The following is a 22193-nucleotide window of genomic DNA, read 5'->3' as shown; positions in this document are numbered from 1 at the left end:
TGAATCATGTCCGAAAGTCCGATTGATCCTCACGCGCATCATCACGCGCATTGCCTGCCGTTCAGCGCGCAGTTGCTGGGCGCAACGGGCGCGAAGCCGCGCACGCGATTCCGTTTCTGGGCGCCTTCGTGCAAGACGGTCCAGGTGGAGATCGAAAACGGACCGGCCCAGGGCGCGCACGACATGACGCCTGCCGGCAACGGCTGGTTCGAAACGACGGTCGAGAGCGGCGCGGGCACGCTATATCGCTTCCGGCTCGATGGCGAGCACGCGGTGCCTGATCCTGCGTCACGCTTCCAGCCGCAAGACGTGCACGGCCCAAGCGAAGTGATCGACCCACGCGCGTACCACTGGGAACATACGAACTGGCACGGTCGTCCGTGGGAAGAAACTGTTTTGTACGAGTTGCACGTCGGCGCGATGGGCGGCTATGCGGGTGTACAGAAACGCCTACCCGCGCTTGTGGCGCTTGGCGTGACGGCCATCGAACTGATGCCGTTGAACGACTTTCCCGGCAAGCACAATTGGGGCTACGACGGCGTGCTGCCGTATGCGCCCGATTCCGCGTACGGCCGCCCCGAAGAACTGAAAGCGCTGATCGACGCCGCGCACGGCCTCGGCCTGATGGTGTTTCTCGACGTGGTCTATAACCACTTCGGACCGGACGGCAATTATCTGCACCAATACGCCCGCTCGTTTTTCCGCGAAGGCACGCACACGCCGTGGGGTCCCGCGATCGATTTCGAACGCAGTGAAGTGAGCGACTTCTTCATCGACAACGCTGTCTACTGGATCAACGAATATCGTCTCGACGGCCTGCGTTTCGACGCGGTGCATGCGATCGACAATCACACGTGGCTGCGCGAATTGTCCGACCATATCCGCGCGAAAGTGCAGCACGGCCGGCATGTGCATCTGGTGCTGGAAAACGAGCACAACAGCGCGAGCCTGCTGGACACGCATTTCGACGCGCAGTGGAACGACGACGCGCACAACACGCTGCACGTTCTGCTGACGGGCGAAACGGAGGGCTATTACCACGCCTACGAGGATCAGCCGATCCGTCGCCTTGCGCGCGTGTTGTCGGAAGGTTTCGCATATCAAGGCGACCCGTCTCCGATTCACGACGGCGCGCCGCGTGGTGAAGCGAGCCGGCATCTGTCGCCCACCTCGTTCGTCATGTTCTTGCAGAATCACGATCAGATCGGCAATCGCGCATTCGGCGAGCGCCTGCGCAAGCTGACGTCGGACGATGCCTTGCGCGCCGCCACCGGTTTGCTGCTTCTGTCGCCGCATATCCCCATGCTGTTCATGGATGAGGAACACGGCTCGACCCAGCCGTTCCTGTTTTTTACCGACTACACCGGCGAGCTCGCCGACGCCGTGCGCGAAGGGCGGCGTCGTGAATTCGCACGCTTTTCGGCGTTCAGCGATGAAAAGCGTCGCGCGCAGATTCCCGATCCGAACGACGTGCGGACCTTTGCGGCCTCGTCACCGCCGGAGCCGGTTCAAAGCCCGGCCGCGGACGACAACACAAAAGACCGTCTCGAGTGGATGCACTTCTACAAATCCGCGCTCGCCGTGCGGGCGAAGCTGATCACGCCGCGCCTGAAACACGCCAAAGCGTGCGGCTCGACTGTGTTGACCGCTGCAAACGGTGGCGACGCCAATGCGCTGATCGCCCGCTGGAAACTCGCCGACGGCGAAACCTTGTCGATCGCGTTGAATCTCTCGAAGGAAAACGTGGCGTTCCCCGATCTGCCTAACGGCAAAGTGATTTTCGAAACGCCGCCGCGCGTGCGCGAGCAGATCGACGCCAAGGTGTTGCCGTCATTCGCGTTCGTCGCGTGGGTGACCGGCGACGTCAGCGACTATGCCATCGGCCACGATGCCCGCATCGCAGGCCAACAGGAGCGCCACGCGTGAGTGCAACCCGCCGTCCAAACGATACGATCGTGACCCTTGCCACGCGCGCCGGCTTTGAAGTCGAGTGGCGCGACGCGCACCACACGACGCAACACGTACCCGAGAGCACGCTCGCCGTGCTGCTCGACCGGATGGGCTTGCCGTGCGGCAACGCCACGCAGATCCGGCACAGCGCGGCCGCGCTCGAAGCCGAACTATCCGGCCGCAAGCTGCCGCCGCTGATGACCGCGGAGGTTGAACGCGGCATTGCACTGCCGATCGCGGCGATCAAATCCGGCAGTCACTACCGGATCGAACTGGAAAGCGGCTCGATCATCGACGGCCGCTTCACGGCGCCCAAAGGCGAAGAAGCGTTGCTCGCGCCGATCGACGAGCCCGGCTATCACACGCTGGTCATCAACGAACAACGCGTGACGTTGGCCGTGGCGCCGTCACGCTGCTATACCGTCGCCGATGCCTGGCACACGCTGCACGACGGCGCCTCGACGCAAGCGCCGCCGTTGTGGGGTATCGCCGCGCAGTTATACGGCTTGCGCCGCACGGGCGATGGCGGCATCGGCGACTATACGGCCCTCGCGCAAATGGCGATTGCAAGCGCCAAGCGTGGCGCGCATGCGCTCGCCGTCAGTCCGACTCACGCGATGTTCAGCGCCGAGCCGAATCGCTTCAGTCCGTATTCGCCGTCGTCGCGTTTGTGGCTGAACGTCACGCATATCGACCCCGCCGCGGTGTTCGGCGCCGACGCCGCGCGCGCCGCGCTCGAGGCCGCGCAGGCCACCAAAGCATGGCCGGCACTCGAAGATTTGCCTCTGATCGATTGGCCGAACGCGGTCGTGTTAAAGCTGAAGGTTTTGCGCGCGCTGTACGAGAACTTCTGCATCCAGGAACGCGCGCACGACACGCCGCGTGCGCTCGAATTTCATGGCTTCTGCGAACGTGCCGGCCGTGCGCTCGAAGACCACGCGCGTTTCGAAGCATTGCAGGCGGTGCAGTTGGCTCAGGAAGGTGGCAATGGCCACTGGCGCAACTGGCCCGAGGCGTTGCGCGATCCACGCAGTCCGGAAGTTGAAGCCTTTGCCGAAACGCATCGGCATGAAGTCGACTTTCATCTGTTTCTGCAATGGCTCGCCGCCAAGGGCTTGTCGCACGCGCAGCATGCAGCGAGCGACGCCGGGATGGCCGTCGGCCTGATCGCCGACCTCGCAGTCGGCTGCGATAGTGCCGGCAGCCATGCATGGTCGTACCGTGACGACATGCTGCAAGGCATTTCCGTGGGCGCGCCGCCCGATCTGTTCAACCAGGCCGGCCAGGCGTGGGGGCTCACCACCTTCTCGCCACGCGCGATGCGCACGCAGGGCTTCTCCGCATTCATCGACATGCTGCGTGCGGCGTTCGCGCATGCGGGCGGTATCCGCATCGACCACATTCTCGGTTTGCGGCGCCTGTGGCTCGTGCCCGAAGGCGAGAGCGCGCGTAACGGCGCCTATCTGCGCTATCCGCTCGAAGACCTGCTGCGGCTGATCGCGCTCGAATCGTGGCGGCATCGCGCGATCGTGATCGGCGAAGATCTCGGCACCGTGCCGCCCGGTTTTCGCGAGCGGCTCGACGAGCACGGTCTCTCCGGCATTCGCGTGCTGTGGTTCGAAGGCGCGGAAGGCGGCAAGGGTTTCAAGCCACCGCAGGCATGGGACCGCAACGCTGTCGGCACCACTACGACCCATGATCTGCCGACCGTGGCGGGCTGGTGGCGCGGCAGCGACATCACGTGGCGCAACCGGATCGGTCAGACGATGGCGCGCGCCGATGGCCGCGACGCGGAGGAAGTGGCACAGGAAGAACGCGCCGCCGATCGCGCGCTGTTATGGCGCGCGTTTCAGCAAGCCGGCGTCGCCGCGCCGCACGTGGATGCCCCACCGCCCAACAAGGCGCCCGTGGATGAAGCGCTCGCCTTCGTGGCCGCCACGCCTGGGCCGCTCGTCACTTTCCCGCTCGAAGATTTGCTCGCACTGGTCGAGCAGCCGAATCTGCCCGGCTCGATCGACGAGCATCCGAACTGGCGCCGCCGCGTGATCTTGCCCATCGACGCATTGTTCGAGGACGGCACCTTCAGCGATCGCCTGCTGGCGGTCGACCGCGCGCGCCGCGGCGCCACCGTTCCTGCTGCTTCCAACGTTTCTTCGGAGCCTGATACGCCATGACCGTCCCGCGCTCCACGCTTCGCCTCCAGTTCCATCGAGGCTTCACCTTCGACGATGCCGCCAAGCACGTCGACTACTTCGCCGCGCTCGGCATCAGCCACGTGTACGCGTCGCCCGTCACCACCGCGGAGCCGGGTTCGATGCACGGCTACGATACCGTCGACTACACCCAGGTCAACGCTGAATGCGGGGGCGAAGCAGGCTTGAAGCGCCTTGCCGATAAACTGCGCGCGCACAACATGGGGTTGATCGTCGACGTGGTGCCGAACCATATGGGCGTCGGCGGCTCGAGCAACGCGTGGTGGCTCGACATCCTCGAATGGGGCCGGCACAGCGCGTACGCACGTCATTTCGACGTCGACTGGCATTCGCCCGATCCGGCCTTGCGCGGCAAGGTGCTGGCGCCGACACTCGGTGCGCCGTACGGCGAGGAACTCGCGGCCGGCCGGATTGCGTTGCATTTTGCGGCCGACAGTGGGCGCTTTTATATCGGCTACGGGCCACATGTGTTTCCGGTGTGCCCAATTGACTACGCCGCGATTCTGCAAAGCGCCGACCGTGCCGATCTCAACGCACTGGCCGAACGTTTCCATGGCCTGACGACGCAGCCCACCGATCAGCCGCGCGCCGCCGAAGGACGCGACATGCTGTGCGAGTTCGTCGCGCAAAACGGCGGGTCGGCGATCGAATTGGTGCTGGAATCGTATTCGCCCGCGGACCCGGTGACGCGTGACCGTTTGCATCGGTTGATCGAACGGCAGCACTTCCGCCTTGCGTGGTGGCGTACTGCTTCGGATGAAGTGAACTGGCGGCGTTTCTTCGACATTTCGACGCTGGCCGGCGTACGCGTGGAGCGGCCCGAAGTGTTCGAGGCCGTGCACGCGCTGATTTTCCGTTTGTATCAGGAAGGCGTGGTGGATGGTTTGCGGATCGATCATGTGGATGGTCTCGCCGAACCGCGCGAGTACTGTCAGCGTCTGCGGCAGCGCCTCACCGAATTGCGCGACACTGCGCCGTATGTGGTCGTCGAAAAAATTCTCGGCCGTGGCGAGCCGCTGCGCGACGACTGGCCCGTGGACGGCACAACCGGCTACGATTTCATGAACGACGTGGGCGCGCTGCTGCACGATCCGGCCGGCGCCGAACCGCTCGCGCAGACGTGGGCCGAACTCACCGGCCGCAGCCCGCGATTCGCCGACGAAGCCCTGGCCGCGCGACGCAAGATTCTCGCGGAGAACCTCTCAGCGGAACTGGATCGCGCGGCGCGCGCGCTGCACCGCATTGCCCGAGATTCGCTGACCACGCGCGATTTCACCTTCACCGCGCTGCGGCGCGTGCTGGCCGAACTGGTCGTGCATTTTCCGGTGTATCGGGTCTATCCACAGAACGGGCTGCGCAGCGCTGCGGATAACGTGTATTTCGAGCAGGCACTGGCAGGCGCGAGAGAGACGCTGTCGCGCGCGGACTACGTGGTGCTCGACCGCGTGAACGCGTGGCTCGGTGGCAGCGCCGAGGAAGTGCCGAATGCACGCGTCTCATCGCAACAGCAAGGTCAGAATGGTGCCCCGCCAAGTCATGCAGGTTCCGCGCGGCGCACCGCCCAGACGCTGTTTTCGCAATTGACCGCACCGGTCGCCGCAAAGGCGATTGAAGATACAGCGTGCTATCGCTACGGACGTTTGCTATCGCGCAACGAAGTCGGCTCGGACCCCGGCGAGTTTGCTTTGTCGGTCGCACAATTTCATGCGGCGAATCTCGAACGTTCGCAGCGCTTTCCTCACGCGATGCTCGCCACAGCCACGCACGACCATAAGCGTGGCGAAGACATGCGTGCGCGTCTTGCGGTGTTGAGCGAGATTTCTCACGACTGGAGCGCGACGTTGCGTGCGTGGTCGACCTTGAACGCGCCGCATCGGCGTGCGCTCGACGGTAAGCCGATCAGCAGCGTGAGCCACGATACAAGCTACGATTGGGCGCCAGGCCCCGCCGCCGAGGCGATGCTGTACCAGACCTTGGTAGGCAGTTGGCCACCGGACTTAAAGCCGGACGATGACGCTGGCGTCAAGGACCTGGCTGAGCGCGTCGCGCAATGGCAATTGAAGGCGCTACGGGAAGCGAAGCTGCAGACCAACTGGCTCGCACCCGACGAAGCCTATGAAGCCGGCTGCCGCGATTTCCTGTTCGATATCCTGGCGCCGCAGCGGCGCAATGGTTTCCTGCACGAGTTGTCCGCGTTTGTGGCGCGGATTGGACGCGCCGGTGCGCTCAATAGTTTGCAGCAGACCGTGTTGCGGCTCACGTCGCCTGGGATTCCCGATCTTTATCAGGGTACTGAGTTGTGGGACTTCAGTCTGGTCGACCCCGACAACCGCCGGCCCGTCGATTTTGCCAGGCGCGAGGCATGGCTCGCGCAAACACCGCCTTCGGAATTTCTGGCGAGCTGGCACGATGGCCGGGTAAAGCTCGCGGTAGTGCAGCGCGTGCTGGCGTTGCGCGCACATTTGCCGGAGTTGCTAAGTCAAGGTACATATCTGCCGCTTGCAGTGCGCGGTGCGCATGCGTCGAATGTGATCGCGTTTGCACGGCGGCATGGGAATGCGTGGGCTGTGGTGGTGGCAAGCCGGCTTGCTGCCGGGTTGCTCGGCGCAGAGGGCGATGGCGGCGATTTGCCGATGGTCGATCCGGCCAAGTGGGGCGATACGGCGATCGAAATGCCTGCGGATCTGGCCGCGCGGGCGTTGTTCGACTGGCTGAGTCCGGCGGCGCCCAAGGTCGACGAAAACGGTTTGCTTTATCTGCGCGATGCGTTGAGCGCGATGCCGATTGCGGTGTTGGCGGAGGACGGCGTGCCACGCAGTTGATCGGCGCTTTGTCGAAGGTTGAAGGCGGCTAGAGCGCACATGCTTTAGCCGCCTTTTTTATCGACTCATTCAAGGTGGTCCATCATCCCGCTGAGCCGCCTTGCTGCGCGCGTTTGACCGCCTCGGCCACCTGTTCCGCCACTCGCCGCGTGTCCCAATACACCTGCCCTTTGTACATCCGGTCACCGCGCAGGTTGAAGCGGTCGACACCCAACCACTTCAACGGCTGCCCTGCTACGGTGGCCGATGCTTGCCATTCGATCATGACGGCGTCGCCCGTAGGTGCCCATTGAAGGACGTCGACTTTCAGATCCGGCAGTTGGGTAAGGACCTGCCGGAAATGTTCGATGACGCCTTTCCTGTCGGCCGGTTCGGTCATGGGTGGGATCAGGTTTCGTGTGTCCTCGTGCATGAGCGCTTCCAGGTTATCGGCGACGGGGTGTTGCCACTCCGAGGCGAAGCGTTGCACTGCTATCCGGGCATTGGCTAACTGCTCCGCAGTCGGGGGAAGGTATTTTTCTGCTGACGTCATGTGGGTTTGCTCCTGAATGGGTTGCTTACCGACGGTGTTGTTTGCCCGTGTATTCAGGCCGCAGCCGAAGTCCGATTTAACATACAACGAGATTTTCACATACACCGTGTATGTATACTACAATTCGAATGTGAAAAATCAAGGGATAAAAACGCTGCCTATGCCGACCGCAGGTCCAACCCCCAAATCCCGTCGCGAGGAATATGCGGACGCGACCCGTCAGGCGCTCATCGCTGCTGCCGGCGAGTTGTTCACCTCGGAGGGCTACCAGCAAGTCGGGATAGAGGCCATCTCACGCAGTGCGCGCGTGACCCGCGGCGCTTTCTATCATCACTTTGCTGACAAGGCCGAACTGTTCGACGCTCTGGTCGAGTCTCTCCAGGCGGACGCTGCCTCCAAAGTCAGATCCGCTGCCGCATCCGCGCCGCCAGCCAAACGGATGAGCGCGGGCATTCGCGAATTTCTGGAGGTCTGCACCGAACCTGCCTACCGGCAACTCGTCATTGAAACTGCGCCGGCCGTGCTCGGTCAGGCACGCTGCCGCGAGATCGAAGAAGTGCACGTCTACGGTCTGCTCATTGATGCGCTGACGAACCAGACCACCGGCAAGGAAAAAACCAAGGCCTACCTCGCCGCGCGCATGATCGGCAGCATGGTGTGCGAAGCGGCACAATTGCTCGATGGCGCAGACGATCCCGTCGCCCTGAAAGCGGAGGCGTTGAAGCTCGTTGAAAGCATGGCCGGAACGCTAACGCCAGATAAAAGCCGGGTAACATCTACGCGCAAATAAACGCACCCGGGAGGAGCACCGATGCAGATCGACTGGTCGATTATCAGAACCGGGGATGCCGACAGGCTGCACGGCGCGACCATCGACATATCGGGCTGGATGATTCCGCTGGACCCGCAAGCCGACACGGTCGACTACTTCCTGCTGAGCGCCGACGAGCCGTGTTGTGGGGGCTGCGTGCCGCGCAATCCGTTGACGTCGATCGAGGTGCAAATGGCCGCGCCGCTCGCGCCACAGGTGGAGGCACTGGCTTTGCGCGGCCGGCTGGTTTGTCTTCTCGACGATCCCGCGGGCTGGCGGTATCGGTTAATCGATGCAGTGCCGCTGGGGCGTCCACGGGCTTCACAGCGGCGATTTAGCCGGCGTGCGTTTCTCGCCTCAGGCGCGGCGCTGGGCTTGACGGCTTGTGCGCCCGGGCACTTTGCCGGCTATACCGAGGCGCATGACGAAACGGCGCAAACAACGGCATCTGCGCCATCCGTGTCATCCACGCAATCCGAAACCGCGCCGAGATGGCAAGCGCCCGCCGGCACGTTCACCGTCGACATGCACAGTCACGGCGGCCGCGTGATCGTGTCGCGCGATCCGGCGATCGGTGCGCATCGTCCGTTTATCCCACTGGCCGCGCCAATGCGCGCTGGCGGCATGAACGTCATCTGCCTTGCGATCGTCACGGACACGACGGTCACGCGCGTGGCGGACAACCGCAAGCGTTTCGAGGCATGGCGCGAGCCACAGCCAGGCGAACTGTATGCGCTCGGCCAGACCGAATTCCTGCGCGCCCATCAGTTGATCGAACGCGAGCAGATTCGGGTGGTGACGAACACTGTTTCGCTGACGGCATTGGGTCCGCAGGGTCCGTGCGCGATCATCTCCGCCGAAGGCGCGGATTTTCTCGAAGGCCAGGTAGATCGTGTCGATGAGGCGTACACGAAGCATCAATTGCGACATCTGCAACTGACGCACTATCGCGTGAATGAGCTCGGCGATATCCAGACCGAACCGCCGGTGCATGGCGGCCTCACGGACATCGGCGCGCAGGTAATACAGCGCTGTAACGCGTTGGGAATCGTCGTGGATGTGGCGCACGGCACCTACGATCTTGTGAAGCGCGCGGCAGATACGTCGACTAAACCGCTGGTGCTCTCGCATTCGGCATTGGCCACCCATCCGAGCGCGCGAAGCCGGCTCATCACGCCGGACCATGCGCGGGTGATCGCCGGCACGGGTGGCGTGATTGGCGTGTGGCCGAGCTCAGGAACGTTTCACGATTTGCACGCGATGGCTAACGGCGTCAAACGCATGGCGGATGTCGTGGGAGTGGAACATGTAGGCTTGGGGACGGATATGCTCGGGTTCATTTCGCCCCCGGTATTCAGGAGCTACGAGCAGTTGCCCGATCTGGCCAGTGCGCTGTTGCAGGCCGGATTCTCACAACAGGAAGTCGGGGCAGTTCTTGGGGGGAATTACCTGAGGGTGTTTCAGGCGTCGGTGGGATGATGTCCCGTACGTTTTCGCAGAAAGGCCCTATCGCCCTGCCGCCCACAGCAACGAAACCCCTGAAGACAACATCAATCCGTCAACGACAAGTTTGAAAACCGCAGGGCTCATCCGAACCACGATCAGCCGCGCGGAAAAGGACCCGATCATAAGTGCCGAGCCGGTAATCAAGCCGTCGATCACCACATGCAATGGCAATGCGCCGAAATGATTGAACACCGCGACTTTGGTGCCGTAGACAGCCAGTGATCCAGCGGCTTCGGTTGCGAGAAAGGCGCCTTTAACCAGGCCATACGACATAAACACGGGCACCGTAATCGGCCCGGTGGAAACGACGATGCCGGTGAGAAAACCCACCACGCCGCCGATCAGCGAAAGCTGCCACAGATTGAATTTGATAGCGCGTCGCGCAAGCCAGCGCCGCGTCGGCACCATCGCGATAAAGAACAAGCCCAGCGCAAGTTCGACCGCATGTGGCGGCAACGCAAGAAGTGTCCGCACACCCAGCGCCGCTCCAGGAACCGCAGTCGCGCAATAAGCGCCGCAAGCCCGCCAGTCGATCTCGCGCCACCACGCCAGGATCTTGCCGAAGTTGCCCATGATCGCGGCGATCGCCATGATCGGCACCGCCTGCTGCGGACCGAACAGCATCACGAGAACGGGCATCAGCATCATCGACGAGCCCGTGCCGATCACGCCGCTCAACGTGCCCGCAAGCAAACCGACGCACAGCACCAGCAAATATCCCATGTCGCCCCCGGGTGGTATGGGCGACGATTTTACTCGAACGATGCTTTAACGGACCTGGAGCGGATTCAGCGCAGACGCCGCTCAACCGCCTTCGTCGTCGTAGGTCTTCGGATAAACGCGCACGAGCACGATGCGCGGCCCCTTCATCTTCTTGACCACCACATCGAAGCGATCGAACTCGACGCGCTGCCCTTCGGTAGGCAGATCGTTGAGCGCCTGAATCACGAGGCCGCCGACCGATTCGGCCTTGCCTTCGTCGATGTCGATCCCGAGCGCGCGTTCCAACGACACCACCGGCAAGCTACCTTTGCCCATCAGCGTGCCGTCGTCCATGCGCGTCCAGTCGGCGTCGCCCTGGCGGAATTCGTCGTGGATCTGCCCAACCAGCGCGCCGAGCAGATTGTCCAGCGTCAGAAAGCCGATCGGCTTCGAGTTCTTGTGACCAACCAGTGCGAAGTGCGGCGCGCCCTTGCGGAAGCGGCGAAATAGTTCGAGCGCCGGCATGTCCGGCTTCACGTACTGCACGGGTCGCGCATATTTGGAGAGGTCGTCGAGTGTGCTGCCCGCGTGCCGCGCCAGTAGCAAATCCTTCAAATGGATCATGCCGGCCACGCGCTCGCCGGACGCGTCTTCGAACAACGGATAGCGGCTAAAGCGGTGCCGCGCCACGACCTGCATGTTTTCGCGCAACGGCAGATCGCGCCGCAGGCCGACCATTTCATACGATGGGCGCATCAGATCCGAGACGGTCATGCGCGAAAAATCCAGCGAATGCGCAATCGTGTTCCATTCGTCCTGGCTGTATGCGCCATCCGGCGCACCGAGTTCAGTCGCAACGTTGGCGCGGCGGCCACGCAAGATCAGCTTGAGTTCGTCAGTCGAGTAATGCGAATCGTGGCCATGGTCCGCGTCGAGGCCCGCGAGTTTCAACACCGCGTTTGCGCTCGTATTGAGCACCCAGATTGCCGGATACATCGCCCAGTAGAAACCGTACAGCGGCGTAGCGGCCCACAGCGAAACCTTTTCCGCCTCGCGAATCGCCAGCGACTTCGGCGCCAGTTCGCCCACTACGATGTGCAGGAACGAAATACACGAGAACGCGAAGAACAGCGAGATGCCGTGAATCAGCTTCTCCGACTCGACGCCGAGCAGACTGAAGACCGGCGTGAGCAGTTCGGCGAACGCCGGCTCACCGATCCAACCGAGCCCAAGCGACGCCAGCGTAATGCCCAGCTGACAGGCGGACAGATACGCGTCGAGCCGCCCGTGCACCTTCGCCAGCAAACGCCCACGCATGCCATGTTTGGCCGCGAGGCTTTGCACACGCGTTTGCCGCAGCTTCACCAGACCGAATTCGGCGGCGACGAAAAAACCGTTGAGGGCAACGAGAAACAATGCACCGATAAGGGCGACAACCTGGATCAAAGCGAAGGGCTCCGGCAACAAAAGTTGTCAGTATAGATGGCGCAAGCAAACTGAAAGTTAATCGCGTGCAGGAATGCGCGCCGGCAGCCGCCGTTCACGTTGCTGTCGTTGCACTCAGCGGCACGTGCAGCGCGAGCGTCACCGCTTCGCTCTCGGATGCATCGCTTTGCTCGAAACTGCCGCCGTGCGCTTCCGCAACGCGCTTGCACAACGCGAACACCCACGCGATCCTTTTGGCTTCGCGCGGTTCGCACGCCTGTTTGCGGGCAAAGGCTTCCAGCAAATGCGGCGCCGCCGGATCGTTCAATGCAGCGGCGCTTTGATTGAAGGTGACCGTGGCGTACCACCTGCTGGCGTCCGCGCGTGCGGCAAGCGTGACCGCCGCGCCCTTCGTGCTCGCCTCGACGGCGAATGTGAGCATCAGCCACAACGTGGCGGCCAGGCGCTCACGATCGCCGTTGAGCTGCTCGGTAGCGAGGTGCGATTCGACCGTAACCTCGACACCGCGTGCGCGCGCCAGCCCGGAACGGACTTCGTCAACGGTTTCATCGAGTAACGGATGCAGCGAAAACGGCGCAAATGCCAGTTCCAGCGATTTGGTCTCCGCGCGCGTGGCGTCGACAATCGTCTCCAGCAGCTTCACCTGCTGTTCTACGCCGTTACGGATGCCGGTGACGGCGCGTTGCGAATTGGGGTCGTTGGCATCGAGCTTGCGTTCGAGCACGTACGCCCAGCTATGGATGGCGTTCAGCGGACCACGGAGGTCATGCGACACCAGCGACAGCACGTGATCGCGCATAAACAGCGCGGTCTCCGCGCGCAGGCGTGCGGTGCGTTCGGATACGGCGAAGCCGGAAGGAACCGGCGTTGCGCCGGCGGTCCCGGTGGAAGGCGTTGTCACGATCGAACCCTCTCAGGCGGTGCATCAAATTTCAAAAGAAACCCCATTATAGGCATGCCGTCCAGCGTAACCAGCCTGGCCGGATGGCTAACCTGAACGCAAACCACATGCCACACGGCAATCCTCGGCGATGCGAGCCCAACACGCCTACAATGTCGGTTTTTACGTTTTTGATCTAAGGAGCGACACATGTCGACTGTGACTACCGAATCCGGCCTGAAATACGAAGACATCGTTGAAGGCACTGGCGCCGAAGCGGTGGCCGGCAAGACCGTCAGCGTGCACTACACGGGCTGGCTGACCGACGGCCAGAAGTTCGACTCGAGCAAGGACCGCAACGACCCGTTCGCGTTCGTGCTGGGCGGCGGCATGGTCATCAAGGGCTGGGACGAAGGCGTGCAAGGCATGAAGGTCGGCGGGACGCGCAAGCTGACGATTCCGCCGCAACTCGGCTATGGCGTGCGTGGCGCAGGCGGCGTGATTCCGCCGAATGCAACGCTCGTGTTCGAAGTCGAACTGCTCGGCGTCTAAGTTTTTCGCTGCGCTGTTTTGTATTTTGTAATTGGGCTTCACCAATGAGTCACGCCGCCGTCACCGCTCCAAGCGTTTCGTTGCGCCGGTACGGCGCGATCGAAGCGTCGGACGTGCACGACTTTCATCAGGTCGTGCTCGGGCTCGACGGCGCGATGGTGATGGCGGTAGACGGCGTCGCGCATCAGATCGACGCCGGCTCCGCCTGGCTCATCCCGGCGGGTGCACGGCACGACTATGCGGGCGTCGGCGAGAACCGGCAGTTGGTGCTGGATCTGCCGGCCACGTCGCTGGCTGTGCCAGAGCGTCTGTTCGACCGCGCGCGGGCCGTGACGGTGGATGCCTCGCTCACGCAGCTCGTGCATCGGATTGCCGCGCACGCCACAGGCGGTGCGCAAGGCGACGATCTGGATACCCGGCGTTTCCATTGGGACGCAGCCGCGCGACTGGGCGCTGCGTTGGTGGCCGATACCGGCACGGCGGCCGGGGCGCAGGCACCTGGCGCCGGCCTCGACTTCGCTCGCATCGACCGCTGGCTGCGCGCTCATCTGTCGGAACCGCTGCGTATCGCCGACCTGGCCTCCCACTGCGGCTTCGGCATGCGGCGCTTTCATCAGCTTTTTATCGACGCCTTCGGCGAAACGCCGCATCGCTATTTGCAGCGCCTGCGGCTCGATACCTCTCTTGGCTTGCTGTCCGACCCACGCCTGTCACTCAGCGATATCGCGCTGGAAATCGGCTTCGGCGATCAGAGCGCTTACACGCACGCATTCACGCGGCGTTTCGGGCTGGCGCCCGGTCAATGGCGCGCGCTGCGCCATTGAGTTTGTGCAATGCGCGAGCCGCCTGAAAAGGCGGCCCGCGTTCCCTGCTGAGCTCGCTTAACGTTATCAGCCCGCCAGACCACGCTCCAGATCGCCGCGAATATCGCCGGCGTTTTCCAGACCCACTGCGAGACGGATCAAGCCTTCGCTGATCCCCGCCGCCGCGCGCGCCTCCGGCGTCACGCGACCGTGCGTGGTCGTAGCCGGATGCGTGATGGTGGTGCGCGTATCGCCGAGATTGCCGGTGATCGAACAGATCTTCGTGCTGTCGATCACGCGCCAGGCATTCGCGCGCATCTGCTCAGGCGTATCGCCCTTCAGTTCGAACGACAGGATCGCACCGCCCGCCTTCTGCTGACGCATGGCCAGCGCGTGCTGCGGATGCGATTCGAGCCCCGGGTAAAACACGCGGTTCACGGCCGGATGCGTTTCCAGCCAGCGCGCGATTTCGAGGGCGTTCGCCGACTGCTTTTCGACGCGCAGCGACAGCGTTTCCATGCCCTTGAGCAGCACCCATGCATTGAACGCGGACAAGGTCGGCCCGGCACTGCGCACGAACGGGAACACCTTTTCCATGATGAACTGCTTCGAGCCGACCAGTGCGCCGCCGAGCACACGCCCTTGGCCGTCGAGGAACTTGGTGGCCGAATGCATCACGACATCAGCGCCGAGCTTCAACGGCTGTTGCAAAGCCGGGCTACAGAAGCAGTTGTCGACCACGAAGATCGCATTGGCCGCCTTCGCAATCTTGCTGATCGCTTCGATATCGGCGACTTCGGTCAGCGGGTTCGACGGCGTTTCGAGGAAGAACATCTTCGTTTCCGGGCGCACGGCGTTTTTCCATGCGTCCAGATCGGTCGGATCAACGAACGTCGTCGTGATGCCGAACTTGCTGAAGATCTGCGAGAACATGCCGAGCGTCGAACCGAACAGCGCTTGCGAGCTCACCAGATGGTCGCCGGCCTGCAAGGTCGACATCACCACCGACATGATCGCGGCCATCCCCGAAGCCGTGGCCATGCACGCTTCGCCGCCTTCAAGCGCGGCCAGACGGTCCTGGAACATCGAGACGGTCGGATTCGTGAAGCGCGAGTAGGTGTAGTTGTCTTCGGAATTCTTGAATTTTTCGGCGGCGTCCGCGGCACTCGCGAAGACGAAGCTCGAGGTCAGGAAAATCGCTTCCGAATGTTCGTTGAAGTCGCTGCGCACTGTGCCCGAGCGGACTGCCAGCGTGTCGAAGTTCAGGGAGTCGTCCATGTTGGTTCTGGTTTCCAATGTTCCATGGCTGGGTTCGGCGTCTACGGCTCACGTTAAACGACGAGCCCAACAACGCCAAACGGCAGCAACAAAAAAGCCCGCTTTTGCGTCGGCATAAGCGGGCTTCATGTGCGGGGGAAAGCTGGAGCGGAGGCGGATGACTGCGGCTTTTCCACCATTCGCTTTAGCTGTTTTGGGTTGCCCCGCGTCCGCAAGCTGAGATCAAATCGACGCAAGCCGTCATGCTAACACGCTCGCGGCGTGGCGTGCAGCGGGCCACGACGCGAGCGCCATCACTCAACCGCACTCAACCAACCGACAACTGCAGATGCAGTTGCGAACGCGACGGGCCGCCCTCGGCCGCTTCGCTCGCGGCGTCGCGATCCGATTGCGAGGACGGTGCGAGGCGTGCGGTTTCGATGCGGTCGAGGTACTCGGTGGTCACATCGCCCGTGACGTAGTTGCCGTCGAAGCACGAGGCTTCGAATTCCTTCAGCGCCGGGTTGATATCGCGCACTGCCTGCTTCAGGGCGTCGACGTCCTGATAAACGAGATAGTCCGCGCCGATCATGCGGGCGACTTCATCGTCCGTGCGGCCATGCGCGACGAGTTCGCCGCGCGTAGGCATGTCGATACCGTAGACGTTCGGGTACTTCACCGGCGGCGCCGCCGAAGCGAAGATCACCTTGTTCGCGCCGGCGTCGCGCGCCATCTGCACGATTTCGTGCGAGGTCGTGCCGCGCACGATCGAGTCGTCGACGATCAGCACGTTCTTGCCCTTGAACTCGATGCCCATGGCGTTCAGCTTCTGACGCACCGACTTCTTGCGCATCGCCTGGCCCGGCATGATAAAGGTGCGGCCCACATAACGGTTCTTGAAGAAGCCTTCGCGATACTCCACACCCAGCTTCTTCGCGACCTGCATCGCGGCCGGACGGGACGAATCGGGAATCGGCATCACGACGTCGATCTCGACGTCGGGCAATTCACGCTTGATCTTCTCGGCGAGGTAATCGCCCATGCGCAGACGCACGTTGTAGACCGGCACGCCGTCGAGCACCGAGTCCGGACGCGCGAGGTACACGAGTTCGAAAATACACGGGTTCAGGCTCGGATTCGTTGCGCATTGCTGCGAGTGCAAATTGCCTTCGAGGTCGATGAAAATTGCCTCACCCGGTGCGATATCGCGCACAAATTCGAAACCGATACCTTCGATCGCGACCGACTCCGACGCCAGGATCCACTCGACGCCTTCCGGCGTTTCCTGCTTGCCGAGACACAGCGGGCGAATGCCGAACGGGTCGCGGAAGCCGAGCAAGCCGTAGCCGGCAATCAGCGACACGATCGCGTACGAACCCCGCACCCGGCGATGCACGCCCGACACCGCCTTGAACAGCGCCGCCGGATCGAGTTGCAGGCTCGAACTGGAGAGCTGCAATTCGTGCGCGAGCACGTTGAGCATCACTTCAGTGTCGGAGTTGGTATTGATATGGCGGCGATCGATGCGGAACATCTCATCTTTCAGTTGCTGCCAATTCGTCAGATTGCCGTTGTGCGCGAGGATAATGCCGAACGGCGCGTTCACGTAGAACGGCTGGGCTTCTTCTTCGCTCGATGCAGAACCGGCGGTCGGGTAACGGACCTGGCCGATACCGGTGGTGCCGGGCAGGCTGCGCATGTTGCGCGTGCGGAACACGTCGCGCACCATGCCGTTAGCCTTGTGCATGTGGAAATTGCTGCCGTTCGCTGTCGCGATGCCGGCGGCGTCCTGACCGCGGTGCTGCAGAAGCAGCAGGCTGTCATAGATCAGCTGATTGACCGGAGAATGGGAAACTACGCCTACGATGCCGCACATGGCATGTCCTTCAAAGGTACGAAATTCGTAACGGCGGCCGGTGCCTGCGATGCTGCGCGAGGGTACGCGACTACGTAGAGGCAACCGGATTGCGCCGGAGTCCTGCTGCGTTCCTCTAACCGTTCACCTGATCGTCACACGCGGACGTAGGCAGCGAGCGTCTCGGGAAGCAGCGGTTTCATTACGTGCACGCCCTCGACCGCATAGGGCCGAAGCAAGGCGTTGCGCCAGAATTCCTGTTGGGGCAGTTCGGTCAAGCCTGCAAGGGCGACCAGAATCAGCACCAGAACGACCCCGCGCACGAGGCCGAACATCAAACCGAGCGAGCGATCCACGCCGCTCAAACCGCTTGCCTGCACGATGCGGCTCAGCAGCGCGTTCAGCACGCTTGCGACCAGCACCACGCCGATCGCCACCAGCGCGAACGCCAGAAGCCACTGGGTCAGCGCGCCGCCCGGCCACGTGGCAGGGATAAACGGCACGACATAACCGACAAAACGGCAAGCAATGAAAAACGCCGCGATCCAGCCGATCAGCCCGAATATCTCGGACAAAAAGCCGCGCCATGTGCCGCGCAAGGCCGACAAACCGATCACCGCCATTACAGCGTAGTCGAAGGCAGTGAACATCGCTCGCTTACTGTGCAGCGCCGCTGTTCGCGCCCGACGTCAAGCCGGCCTCACGAACCTTCGCAATCGCGGCGCTCGCCGCTGCACGGTCGGCAAACGGACCAGCGCGCAATAGCGTGAGCGTGGAGCCGTCGGCCTGCTTCCGATGTTCGGTATATGCGGGCACACCGGCCGCTTTCAACTTGGTGGCCCAGGTACGGGCATTGGCGTCGTTCGCAAATGCACCCAGCTGGACGGCGAAACGGCTGCCAGGCGGCGATGCCGGCGTACCGGAATTGGCGTCCGCGCTGGCGGCGGCCGTGTTCGCGCTGTCTTCGCTCGGGGCCGGCGTTTTCGCCGCGCTTTGCGTGGCGGGTGCTTTGGCCGGTTTGGCAGGCGTTTGCGCGACAGGCGCTGCAGGTGCCGTATTGGCGGCAACGGCGGCGGGCGCTTGCGGCTTCGCAGCCGGTTTGGCGGCGGCGGGCGCTGCGCTCGTTGCAGCGCTTTGCTGTTTCGCGGCGCCGGACTGGCCTTGCGTGGCTGCCGTTGTCGGCGCAAGGCCGGAAGCGGCGAGTGCCGCGTCAGGCGCTGGGTTATCCGGTGCTACGCCAGCCTGCGTGTCTTCGTCGGTCTTGGTAGCAACCTTCGGCGCAGGGCGGCTTGGAATGTCGATTGAGATATCGTCCGTGACAGGCTTTGGATGCGAATCCAACACCATGGGCAGGATCACCACCGCTGCGACGACCAACGCGACCGCGCCGACGAGTCTGCGCCGCGCACGCTGCTTTTCAGGCAACGTAGGGTCGAGCAGCATCGCATCGGCATCCACGGTGCGCTCCGTGCGGCGGGTTCGCCGCTCCACGCGCTCGCCACGGGCGGCCCGGGTGGAACTGGTGTTTGCGCCGCGCCGGCTGGGCGCGTCGTCTTTCTTGCCGAACGAGAAAATTCCCATGAATCGCTTGGTTCGAGCCTGGCGCCCGTTCAGTGTTGCTGCGATTTACGGTAGGCCATTACGCCTGCTACCGTATAGAAACTGCCGAAAACCACGATTCTATCATTCTCTGACGCTCGTTTTAGCGCGTCTTGGAAAGCCTCTGCTGGTGTTGCGTAGCGCGTCACGCTGCTGTCATTGCCGTCGCTCACGCCCTGCTCGCGCAAAGCCGCTTCGAGTTCTTCCGCCGAAGCCGCACGCGGGGTCGGCAGATCGGTCACGCACCAGTGGTCGATTTCGCCCTTCAGGTGCGTCAGTACACCAGCAATATCCTTGTCGCGCATCGCGCCGAATACCGCATACGTGTACGGGAAAAAGCCCATATTGCCGAGGTTTTGCGACAGCACTGCGGCGGCGTGCGGGTTATGGCCGACGTCGAGCACGATGGCGGGCTTGCCGGGCAGCACCTGGAAGCGCCCCGGCAATTCGACGTTAGCGAGGCCGAGCCTAATGTCCTGCGCCGAGACCGGCAACCGGTCGCGCAGCGCTTCAAGACCGGCCAGCGCCGCCGACGTGTTGATCAGCTGATTCGCGCCGCGCAATGCCGGATAGGCGAGCGCGGAACGGCGCATGGTCGGGCCCACGTAGCTCCATTGCTGGCGCTCGCTACCGGCCTGCCCTTCGTAGCGGAAATCGCGGCCGAATAGCCACAGTTCGGCGCCGATCTTTTCGGCGTGATCGATCAGGGATTGCGGCGGCACCGGATCGGCGCAGATCGCCGGCTTACCAGGGCGGAAAATGCCGGCTTTTTCGAAGGCGATTTTCTCGCGCGTGTCGCCGAGATACTCGGTGTGATCGATATCGATGCTGGTGATGATCGCGCAGTCCGCGTCGAGGATGTTGACCGCGTCGAGGCGGCCGCCCAGGCCGACTTCGAAGATCACCGCGTCCAATCCGCGCGAGGCGAACAGGCTCATGATCGCGAGCGTCGTGAATTCGAAGTAGGTCAGTGTGATCGGTTCGACAAGGCTCAGGCGCGCGGCTTCGACGGCTTCGAAATGCGGCAGCAGGTCTGCGTCGCTCGCCACTTCGCCGTTCACGCGCGCCCGCTCGTTGAAGGTCAGCAGATGCGGCGACGTGTGGCAGCCAACCGTGAAGCCCGCGCGCAGCAAAATCGATTCGAGGATCGCGCAGGTCGAACCCTTGCCGTTCGTGCCCCCGACCGTGATGATCGGGCACTCAAACGACAACTGCATCGCGTCACGTACCTGCGAGATGCGTCCCAATCCCATGTCGATGCCGACAGGATGCGCGGATTCAAGGTGCGTGAGCCACGCGTCGAGGGTGGGGAATGTGGTCATCGAGCGAATCTTTGCTGCGTTGCGAGATCGTGATTATCCCGGAAATGACAGCGCGCCGCTTGATGACTCTCGCGGCGCGCTATTTTTTTACTGCTTTTCTTGTGGGCGCGGCGCCCTTTCAGGCACGGCCCCGTATTGATGCGTAGGCTTACGCGACTGCGTCAGCTGGCTGATGGGTCAAGAGCGCCATCAATTGCGCGATTTCTTCACGCAGCTTGCGACGGTCGACGATCATGTCGACCGCGCCTTTCGTCAGCAGGAACTCGGCGCGTTGGAAGCCTTCCGGTAGCTTTTCGCGCACGGTTTGTTCGATCACGCGCGGGCCGGCAAAGCCGATCAGCGCCTTCGGCTCGGCGATCACCACATCGCCCAGGAACGCGAAACTTGCCGACACGCCGCCCATGGTCGGATCGGTCAGCACGGAAATGAACGGCAGCTTGGCTTCGGCGAGCTTGGTCAGCATGGCCGTGGTTTTCGCCATTTGCATCAGCGAAAGCAGGCTTTCCTGCATCCGCGCGCCGCCCGAGGCGGTGAAGCAGATAAACGGCACCTTCTGTTCGAGCGCGTTCTGCGCACCGCGCACAAAACGCTCACCGACCACCGAACCCATCGAGCCGCCCATGAACGAGAACTCGAAGCACGCGACCACCACCGGCAGCGTGTGGATGGCGCCACCCATCACGACCATCGCGTCGGTTTCGTCGGTGTCGTCCATCGCCTCTTTCAGGCGATCCGGGTACTTGCGGCTGTCTTTGAACTTGAGCGCGTCGACCGGGACGATTTCCTGGCCGATTTCGTAGCGACCTTCCGGATCGAGCAGGCCGTCGAGCCGCTCACGCGCGCCGATGCGCATGTGATGGTCGCACTTCGGGCAAACGTGCAGATTGGCCTCGACGTCATTGCGGTACAGCACGGCTTCGCACGACGGGCACTTGATCCACAGGCCTTCCGGAATCCCCTTGCGGTTCTTCGGGTCGGTTTGTTTGATTTTCGGCGGCAGCAGTTTATCGAGCCAGCTCATATTGAATCCCTCTGGGTCAACCGGTTGCGCAAACGGCGGGACGAACCCGCCGCTCACACTACAGGAGACAAAAAATAACTGTTATCGGGCAGTCGCGACGCTATCGAGCGCCTCGCGCACTTCGGCAATGAAGCGCGTAAGCGTCTCGGCGGCGGCTTCGGGCGCCGCTTGTTCGAGCAATTGCACGATACGGCTGCCGATCACGACGGCATCGGACACTTCGGCCACCGAACGCGCCGTTTGCGCGTCACGGATGCCAAAACCGACGCCCACCGGCAGGGGTACGCGCGACTTGATGGCCGGGATTTTACTCGCGATGCTGGAAACGTCCAGATTTGCCGCGCCGGTCACACCTTTCAGCGACACATAATAAACGTAACCACTGGCGATTTTGCCGACTTCCGCGATGCGCTCATCCGTGGAGGTGGGCGCAAGCAAAAAGATCGGATCGATGCCGGCAGATCGCATCTGTTCGGCGAAATTAACGCACTCTTCCGGCGGGTAGTCGACAACCAGCACGCCGTCCACACCGGCTTCTTTCGCCGCTTTGGCGAACGCTTCGGTGCCCATGCGTTCGATCGGATTGGCGTAGCCCATCAGCACCACCGGCGTCTTGTCGTCGGTTTCGCGGAAGCGCTTCACGTCGGCCAGCACGTGGCGCAGCGACACGCCATGCGCCAGCGCGCGTTCGGACGATTGCTGGATCACCGGGCCGTCGGCCATCGGGTCGGAAAACGGTACGCCGAGTTCGATCACATCGGCGCCGCCGGCGGCGAGCGCGTGCATGAATTCGACCGTGCGCGCCGGATCCGGGTCACCGGCCGTCATGAACGGAATCAGGCCTTTCTTACCCTGGGCGGACAACGCGGCAAACGTGTTCTTGATACGGGACATGGAATATTCTCGAATTTTTAAGCTACTG

General features: G+C 62.8%; 19 protein-coding genes. 8 read left to right on the top strand and 11 right to left on the bottom strand.

Annotated features, from left to right (window positions below; translation table 11 throughout):
- Positions 1-6: 6 nt before the first annotated feature.
- From treZ to treY, 3 genes are read left to right on the top strand one after another with little or no spacing between them, the layout of a single operon-like run.
- Complete coding sequence (gene treZ / locus M0D68_RS05155; protein ID WP_266223915.1) at positions 7-1926, top strand: malto-oligosyltrehalose trehalohydrolase; 1920 nt, start codon at positions 7-9, stop codon at positions 1924-1926.
- Entirely contained in the window at positions 1923-4124 is a 2202-nt protein-coding gene (malQ, locus tag M0D68_RS05150) for a 4-alpha-glucanotransferase (protein WP_266223914.1), read from the top strand. The genes treZ and malQ overlap by 4 nt, the downstream gene beginning before the upstream one ends.
- Entirely contained in the window at positions 4121-6985 is a 2865-nt protein-coding gene (treY, locus tag M0D68_RS05145) for a malto-oligosyltrehalose synthase (RefSeq protein WP_266223913.1), read from the top strand. Before malQ ends, treY begins: the two co-directional genes overlap by 4 nt.
- A gap of 82 nt (positions 6986-7067) precedes the next feature.
- Here treY and M0D68_RS05140 read toward each other — a convergent pair whose 3' ends face one another.
- Positions 7068-7517 carry a nuclear transport factor 2 family protein gene (locus M0D68_RS05140; RefSeq protein ID WP_093634955.1) on the bottom strand — a complete coding sequence of 150 codons (450 nt, stop codon included), beginning with the start codon at positions 7515-7517 and terminating at the stop codon, positions 7068-7070.
- Positions 7518-7533: 16 nt separating this feature from the next.
- On the opposite strand from M0D68_RS05140, the gene M0D68_RS05135 reads away from it, so the two are divergent.
- Both M0D68_RS05135 and M0D68_RS05130 read left to right on the top strand, forming a co-directional pair.
- On the top strand, positions 7534-8307 hold the full coding sequence (locus M0D68_RS05135; RefSeq protein WP_093634954.1) for a TetR/AcrR family transcriptional regulator: 774 nt from the start codon (positions 7534-7536) through the stop codon (positions 8305-8307).
- Positions 8308-8328: 21 nt separating this feature from the next.
- Positions 8329-9807, top strand: a complete 1479-nt coding sequence (locus M0D68_RS05130; RefSeq protein ID WP_266223912.1) for a dipeptidase — start codon at positions 8329-8331, stop codon at positions 9805-9807.
- 27 nt (positions 9808-9834) lie between these two features.
- Here the strand turns inward: M0D68_RS05130 and M0D68_RS05125 are convergent, their stop codons facing one another.
- Complete coding sequence (locus tag M0D68_RS05125; protein ID WP_266223981.1) at positions 9835-10482, bottom strand: sulfite exporter TauE/SafE family protein; 648 nt, start codon at positions 10480-10482, stop codon at positions 9835-9837.
- Between M0D68_RS05125 and M0D68_RS05120 the strand changes: the two genes are divergently transcribed.
- Positions 10406-10606, top strand: a complete 201-nt coding sequence (locus M0D68_RS05120; RefSeq protein WP_234486488.1) for a hypothetical protein — start codon at positions 10406-10408, stop codon at positions 10604-10606. The genes M0D68_RS05125 and M0D68_RS05120 overlap by 77 nt on opposite strands.
- 32 nt (positions 10607-10638) lie before the next feature.
- Here M0D68_RS05120 and M0D68_RS05115 read toward each other — a convergent pair whose 3' ends face one another.
- Together M0D68_RS05115 and M0D68_RS05110 are read right to left on the bottom strand one after the other, a co-directional pair.
- Entirely contained in the window at positions 10639-11982 is a 1344-nt protein-coding gene (locus M0D68_RS05115; protein ID WP_054034925.1) for a hemolysin family protein, read from the bottom strand.
- A 94-nt stretch (positions 11983-12076) separates the two neighbouring features.
- Entirely contained in the window at positions 12077-12883 is an 807-nt protein-coding gene (locus tag M0D68_RS05110; protein WP_256457314.1) for a sensor histidine kinase KdpD, read from the bottom strand.
- Between the two features lie 189 nt (positions 12884-13072).
- Here M0D68_RS05110 and M0D68_RS05105 point away from each other — a divergent pair, with 189 nt between their 5' ends.
- Positions 13073-13414, top strand: coding sequence for an FKBP-type peptidyl-prolyl cis-trans isomerase (locus M0D68_RS05105; protein WP_027803023.1), 342 nt, complete (start codon positions 13073-13075; stop codon positions 13412-13414).
- Positions 13415-13458: 44 nt separating this feature from the next.
- Positions 13459-14238 carry an AraC family transcriptional regulator gene (locus M0D68_RS05100; protein ID WP_266223911.1) on the top strand — a complete coding sequence of 260 codons (780 nt, stop codon included), beginning with the start codon at positions 13459-13461 and terminating at the stop codon, positions 14236-14238.
- Positions 14239-14304: 66 nt separating this feature from the next.
- On the opposite strand, the gene M0D68_RS05095 is transcribed toward M0D68_RS05100, so the two are convergent.
- The 7 genes from M0D68_RS05095 to trpA all read right to left on the bottom strand — a co-directional run bounded on the left by M0D68_RS05095 (position 14305) and on the right by trpA (position 22165).
- Positions 14305-15495 carry an O-succinylhomoserine sulfhydrylase gene (locus tag M0D68_RS05095; protein WP_097394830.1) on the bottom strand — a complete coding sequence of 397 codons (1191 nt, stop codon included), beginning with the start codon at positions 15493-15495 and terminating at the stop codon, positions 14305-14307.
- A 307-nt stretch (positions 15496-15802) separates the two neighbouring features.
- Positions 15803-17350 (bottom strand): amidophosphoribosyltransferase, encoded by a 1548-nt coding sequence (gene purF, locus M0D68_RS05090; protein ID WP_093634948.1) that lies wholly within the window; start codon positions 17348-17350, stop codon positions 15803-15805.
- A 134-nt stretch (positions 17351-17484) separates the two neighbouring features.
- Positions 17485-17979, bottom strand: coding sequence for a CvpA family protein (locus tag M0D68_RS05085; RefSeq protein ID WP_093634947.1), 495 nt, complete (start codon positions 17977-17979; stop codon positions 17485-17487).
- A 7-nt stretch (positions 17980-17986) separates the two neighbouring features.
- A complete protein-coding gene (locus tag M0D68_RS05080; RefSeq protein ID WP_200650921.1) occupies positions 17987-18910 on the bottom strand; it encodes an SPOR domain-containing protein in 924 nt (307 codons plus the stop codon).
- 29 nt (positions 18911-18939) lie between these two features.
- Positions 18940-20250 (bottom strand): bifunctional tetrahydrofolate synthase/dihydrofolate synthase, encoded by a 1311-nt coding sequence (gene folC / locus M0D68_RS05075; protein WP_093634945.1) that lies wholly within the window; start codon positions 20248-20250, stop codon positions 18940-18942.
- Positions 20251-20398: 148 nt separating this feature from the next.
- On the bottom strand, positions 20399-21271 hold the full coding sequence (gene accD / locus M0D68_RS05070) for an acetyl-CoA carboxylase, carboxyltransferase subunit beta (protein WP_266223910.1): 873 nt from the start codon (positions 21269-21271) through the stop codon (positions 20399-20401).
- An 81-nt stretch (positions 21272-21352) separates the two neighbouring features.
- Complete coding sequence (gene trpA / locus M0D68_RS05065; protein ID WP_093634943.1) at positions 21353-22165, bottom strand: tryptophan synthase subunit alpha; 813 nt, start codon at positions 22163-22165, stop codon at positions 21353-21355.
- Positions 22166-22193 lie beyond the last annotated feature (28 nt).

The organism is Paraburkholderia sp. SEWSISQ10-3 4, from assembly GCF_030464785.1.
GTDB lineage: Bacteria > Pseudomonadota > Gammaproteobacteria > Burkholderiales > Burkholderiaceae > Paraburkholderia > Paraburkholderia aspalathi.
Note: the sequence above shows the minus strand (reverse complement) of the source record. Positions and strands in the feature narration are given on the sequence as shown.

What these genes read in the sequence shown, in the direction of transcription:
- treZ (WP_266223915.1), top strand. Translation starts at nt 7, where the DNA reads ATGTCCGAAAGTCCGATTGATCCTCACGCGCATCATCACGCGCATTGC.
- treY (WP_266223913.1), top strand. Translation starts at nt 4,121, where the DNA reads ATGACCGTCCCGCGCTCCACGCTTCGCCTCCAGTTCCATCGAGGCTTC.
- M0D68_RS05140 (WP_093634955.1), bottom strand. Translation starts at nt 7,517, where the DNA reads ATGACGTCAGCAGAAAAATACCTTCCCCCGACTGCGGAGCAGTTAGCC.
- M0D68_RS05135 (WP_093634954.1), top strand. Translation starts at nt 7,534, where the DNA reads ATGGGTTGCTTACCGACGGTGTTGTTTGCCCGTGTATTCAGGCCGCAG.
- M0D68_RS05130 (WP_266223912.1), top strand. Translation starts at nt 8,329, where the DNA reads ATGCAGATCGACTGGTCGATTATCAGAACCGGGGATGCCGACAGGCTG.
- M0D68_RS05120 (WP_234486488.1), top strand. Translation starts at nt 10,406, where the DNA reads ATGATCGCGGCGATCGCCATGATCGGCACCGCCTGCTGCGGACCGAAC.
- M0D68_RS05125 (WP_266223981.1), bottom strand. Translation starts at nt 10,482, where the DNA reads ATGATGCTGATGCCCGTTCTCGTGATGCTGTTCGGTCCGCAGCAGGCG.
- M0D68_RS05105 (WP_027803023.1), top strand. Translation starts at nt 13,073, where the DNA reads ATGTCGACTGTGACTACCGAATCCGGCCTGAAATACGAAGACATCGTT.
- M0D68_RS05100 (WP_266223911.1), top strand. Translation starts at nt 13,459, where the DNA reads ATGAGTCACGCCGCCGTCACCGCTCCAAGCGTTTCGTTGCGCCGGTAC.
- M0D68_RS05095 (WP_097394830.1), bottom strand. Translation starts at nt 15,495, where the DNA reads ATGGACGACTCCCTGAACTTCGACACGCTGGCAGTCCGCTCGGGCACA.
- purF (WP_093634948.1), bottom strand. Translation starts at nt 17,350, where the DNA reads ATGTGCGGCATCGTAGGCGTAGTTTCCCATTCTCCGGTCAATCAGCTG.
- M0D68_RS05085 (WP_093634947.1), bottom strand. Translation starts at nt 17,979, where the DNA reads ATGTTCACTGCCTTCGACTACGCTGTAATGGCGGTGATCGGTTTGTCG.
- M0D68_RS05080 (WP_200650921.1), bottom strand. Translation starts at nt 18,910, where the DNA reads ATGGGAATTTTCTCGTTCGGCAAGAAAGACGACGCGCCCAGCCGGCGC.
- folC (WP_093634945.1), bottom strand. Translation starts at nt 20,250, where the DNA reads ATGACCACATTCCCCACCCTCGACGCGTGGCTCACGCACCTTGAATCC.
- accD (WP_266223910.1), bottom strand. Translation starts at nt 21,271, where the DNA reads ATGAGCTGGCTCGATAAACTGCTGCCGCCGAAAATCAAACAAACCGAC.
- trpA (WP_093634943.1), bottom strand. Translation starts at nt 22,165, where the DNA reads ATGTCCCGTATCAAGAACACGTTTGCCGCGTTGTCCGCCCAGGGTAAG.